Source organism: Umezawaea sp. NPDC059074 (assembly GCF_042738955.1).
Classification (GTDB): domain Bacteria; phylum Actinomycetota; class Actinomycetes; order Mycobacteriales; family Pseudonocardiaceae; genus Umezawaea.
Window position 1 is genome coordinate 1 of the sequence record NZ_JBHYHC010000272.1, and the last position, 3,888, is coordinate 3,888.

Sequence of the window (3,888 nt, forward strand, 5' to 3'; positions counted from 1 at the left end):
GGGTTGGTGGGGTTGGGGGCCCCCCCACACTTTTCTCTCATCCGGGGGGGGTCGTCGGCCCCCCAAAACCCGGGGGGGGGTGTGTTGGCCTTGACGTCGTGGGGGGGCCGCGGGGCCGCCCCCACCTCACCGGGAAGGTCAGCCCTGGGCGGTCAGCGTGAACGCGAGGGACGCCATCGAGGTGAAGTCGATGGCCGGTTCGGAGCTGGGCCACGAGCGCAGGTCGTCGGCGAACACGGACGTCGCCGAGTCGAACTGCTTGGTGTAGTCCTTCGTGCACGGGTCGGAGCCCGCGGGCATCTCGCCGAGGTCGGAGAACAGGTCCGCGCCGTTGGGGCCGTTGACGACCGCGCCGACGAGGACCTTGCGGCCGCCGTTCAAGTCGCCGGAGAGGTTGGCGGCCTGGTGCTGCGGGCAGTTCGGGAACGTGCTGCCGACGCCGATCATCAACGTCGTCCCCCACGCGTTGGAGCCCAGCGTGAAGTCCCGCTGCTGCGTGCCGAACGCGTCGAACGTCCTGTCACCGGTGAGGCCGCGGTACAGCTTGGCCGTGGCCACGTAGCCGAAGCTGCGCGGGGCCGCGTCGAACTGCGTCACGTCCACGGCCGTCCGGAACGGGCTGGTCGCCGACGCGTCGGCCCCGTGCTGGAGCTGCCGCTTGAGGTCGCCCACGAGCTGCGCCTCGGTGACCTCGGCGTTGCGCACCCCGCCCGCGCGCAGCACGCGCACTAGGTCCGCGTGCGCCAACGCGCTGGTGTTGTACAGGTTCAGCGTGTCCGCGTCGCCGCTGGCCAGGTACTCCTTGGCCCAGTGCGTCGCGGCCGTCGCCCACCCGGCCGCGCGGCGGTCGCCGAGGGCCTTGCCCGCCAGCGCGAGCTGGGTCGCGCCGAACTCCAGGTCGTCGGCCCACGAGTCCTCGGGGTAGTAGGCGTGCGGGAACGCCGTCACCAGTTCGCCGACGTCCGTGGTCTTGGCCAGCGCGAACACGGACGCGGCTTCCTCCAGGTACTTGCACGCCAGCGCGGGGTTCCGCTTCGCCTCGACCTGCGCGGCCAGCGCGAACGCGGCCGACACCCGCCCGGCGAGGTTCGGGCTGATCTTCTCGCCCGGCTTCGCGGCCCGGAACACGGGCCGGTGCTTGATGAAGTACTCCAGGTCCCCTGGCTTCACGTTGAGCTTGTCGTCGGCCTCCGGCAGCCGCCACACGTCGTGGTCGCCGACGAAACCGTGCTCCTCGCTGCCGGTGCCGATGCCGACCTGCGCGATGAGCGTCTTGTTCTTGCTGTCCCACGCCTTGTCGAGCCACTTCAGCCCGAACTTCGTCTCCGCGTCCAGCGCCGGGTTCGAGTCCACGCGCTGCGCGTAGAGCAGTTCCGCCAGCGAGTACGAGGTGGCGTGGGTGAACTTCACGAAGTCGCCCGCGTCGAACCAGCCGCCCTCGACGTCGACCGGCCCGCCGATCCGCTTCAACGGCTCGGCCACCTCGTCGCCGCCCTCGCCCTTGAACACGGGGGTGTCGTAGACGTAGGCGCTGCGGTCGGTGAGGTGCGACGGCTTCCGGTTCAGCAGACCGGGGATGACGTTCGCGCCGTCCCGCTGGGCCTGGAAGAACTGGACGTTCTTGGCCGCCAACGGCGTGTAGAGGTCGTCGACGTCGTCGATCTTGAAGCTGGGCGACGTGGCGGCGCCCACCTTGATCCGGTAGGTGCCCTTCCTGGTCACCTTGCTGAAGTCGATCGGCTGCACGGCGGCGTACCCGGCGTTCCAGCCACCGCGGGAAGCGCCGACCTTCCCGGTCAGCACCGACCGACCCGAGCTGTCCACGACGGTGAACGTGGCGTCGGCGGCGGTCGGCGCGAGGAGGTAGGCCTGCTTGCTCTCGGTGGAGCCGTACCCGATCTGGTCGACCCGGATCTGGCCGGCGGCCGCCGCCTGCGCGGGGACCGCGACCAGTCCGGTGACCACCACCGCCGAGGCGAGGGCGAGCGCGAATCGCATGGATGACTCCTACTCGGACCGGCGGCGGTGGCCCATGGTTAAGAAGGTTGCCTAATTAGGGGGGAACAGTAGCCGCCGGTCGCGCGGGTCACCAGTCCTCGGGGGGCTCCAGAAAAGCCTTGCCGAGATCGCGCGTCAGGGAGAGCGCTCGCCGAACCCACCGATCGGACGCGCCCGCCATTCCGCAGGTGGGAGTGGGTAGCGCCTGCCGCGTGAGCACCTCGCGGGAGAACCCGAGCCGATCGGCCAACTCCAACGCGGGCCGGGCCAGACTGCGAAGATCGACCTTTATGTCCGGATCCACGCTGGGCACCAGTCCCAACCACAGCGAAGTGCCTGCTTGCCACGCCTCCCCGAGCTGATCGGCCATCTCCCGACCAGCACCGCGCAACAGCTCGACGTCCAGCGCGACCGCTGTGGCCCCAGCTTCCCGAAACAGCGTTACCGGCGGCTTGGGCGCACAGCAGTGCACGATCGCACCGGGCCCGGCCACGTCGATGATCTCGGCCAGCACGTCCCGCGCGTCGGGCTCGGGCACAGCGCGAACGGTCCCGAGCTTCGACGGCGTGGGCAGCAGACCTCCGAGGACTGCGGGCACACCGGGCTCGTCCAGCTGCACGACGACCTGCGCCCCGGTCCGCTTCTTGACCTCCGCGATGTGCTGCCGAAGCCCCTCGGCGAGCGACTGCGTGAACTCCTTCACCGCACCGGGATCGGTCAGCACCCGGTGGCCGCGCACCAGCTCGATGTTCGACATGAGCGTCCACGGCCCAGCGATCTGGATCTTCACCACCTCGGGCCGCAGGTTCACCGACTGGACGGCCTCCTCGAACGCGTCGAGGTCGTAGGCCATCAGATCGGTGGCACGACGGTGGTCCCGCCCCTGGTGCGCGGTAACCCGATACCCGGACGGAACCACCTCGATGGGAATGTCCACGAGCAGCCCAGCGGTACGCCCGATGATGTCGGCCCCGACACCACGATCGGGCAGTTCGGGCAGGTGCGGCAACAACGGCAACTCACCGAGCACGATCCGGGACGCCTCACGCGGATCCGTGCCGGGCAACGATCCGATACCGGTGGCGGAGCCGGGTTTCCAAGGAGTCGTGTTCACCCGGACAGTCTCCCACCGGCGTGCCGGGGCACGCCGGAAGACCGTCACCCGACCAGCAGCTCGGCGGTTCGCAGGAACGGCTCTCCCGCGGGCCCCGCGAAGTCTGTCAGGAACAGCCCGGTCGACACCCGCTCGATGAACCCCCACTCCCAGATGGCGGTGGCCGACAGCCCCGACGACGACGCCAGCGAAGCGCAGTAGCCACGAGCCAGGGCGACGGGGTCGGGGGCGGCCAAGAGCTGGGAGCACCAGTCGCGCAGGACGATCCCCAGGTCGTACGCGGGATCGGCGACGAAGCCCGACGGGTCGACGAACACGTACCCGGATTCGGTCCCCGGCCGTGGCACGAGGACCTGGAGCACGTTCCCCGGATGCGGATCCCCGTGGACCAGGACCGGAGGAGCGCTGGGCACCGAGCGGCGTTCCGCGTAGCGCATCGCCTGCGAGTAGGCCTCCTGCGAGCACGGTCGGCCGTTCTTGTGCCACAACGACTCCACCAACTCGGCCAGCATCACGGCGTTGGCCAGCGGTGGCTCGGCCGGTGGCAGCCAGGCCCGGCGCAGCAACCTGGCCAACAAAGGGAGGCAGGACTCCGGGCCCAGCGCCAACGGCGACCCGAGTGCCTCCAGCAGCAGCGCGTCCCCCGACGACGCCAGCAGCCGAACGTACCCGCGCCCGTCAGCGGCCCGAAGGGTCCGGATCTGCGCGGCGGCGTCGTGGCCAGGGGCGACCACCTTCAGGACCGCGCCCGCCCCGGCCCGGACGCAGTACGACCC

3 protein-coding genes are annotated in these 3,888 nt (G+C 70.4%); all 3 read right to left on the reverse strand.

Annotation, left to right across the window (positions count from 1 at the left end; all coding sequences use genetic code 11):
* Window positions 1-138: 138 nt before the first annotated feature.
* Window positions 139-1,998 carry a glycoside hydrolase family 9 protein gene (locus ACFWW9_RS45915; RefSeq protein ID WP_390389942.1) on the reverse strand — a complete coding sequence of 620 codons (1,860 nt, stop codon included), beginning with the start codon at window positions 1,996-1,998 and terminating at the stop codon, window positions 139-141.
* Window positions 1,999-2,086: 88 nt separating this feature from the next.
* The gene (locus ACFWW9_RS45920) at window positions 2,087-3,112 is read right to left on the reverse strand and encodes a methionine synthase (protein WP_390389945.1); all 1,026 of its coding nucleotides are present in this window, start codon (window positions 3,110-3,112) and stop codon (window positions 2,087-2,089) included.
* A gap of 44 nt (window positions 3,113-3,156) precedes the next feature.
* Window positions 3,157-3,888 (reverse strand): aminoglycoside phosphotransferase family protein (locus ACFWW9_RS45925; RefSeq protein WP_390389946.1); only part of this gene is annotated, 732 nt, incomplete at its 5' end.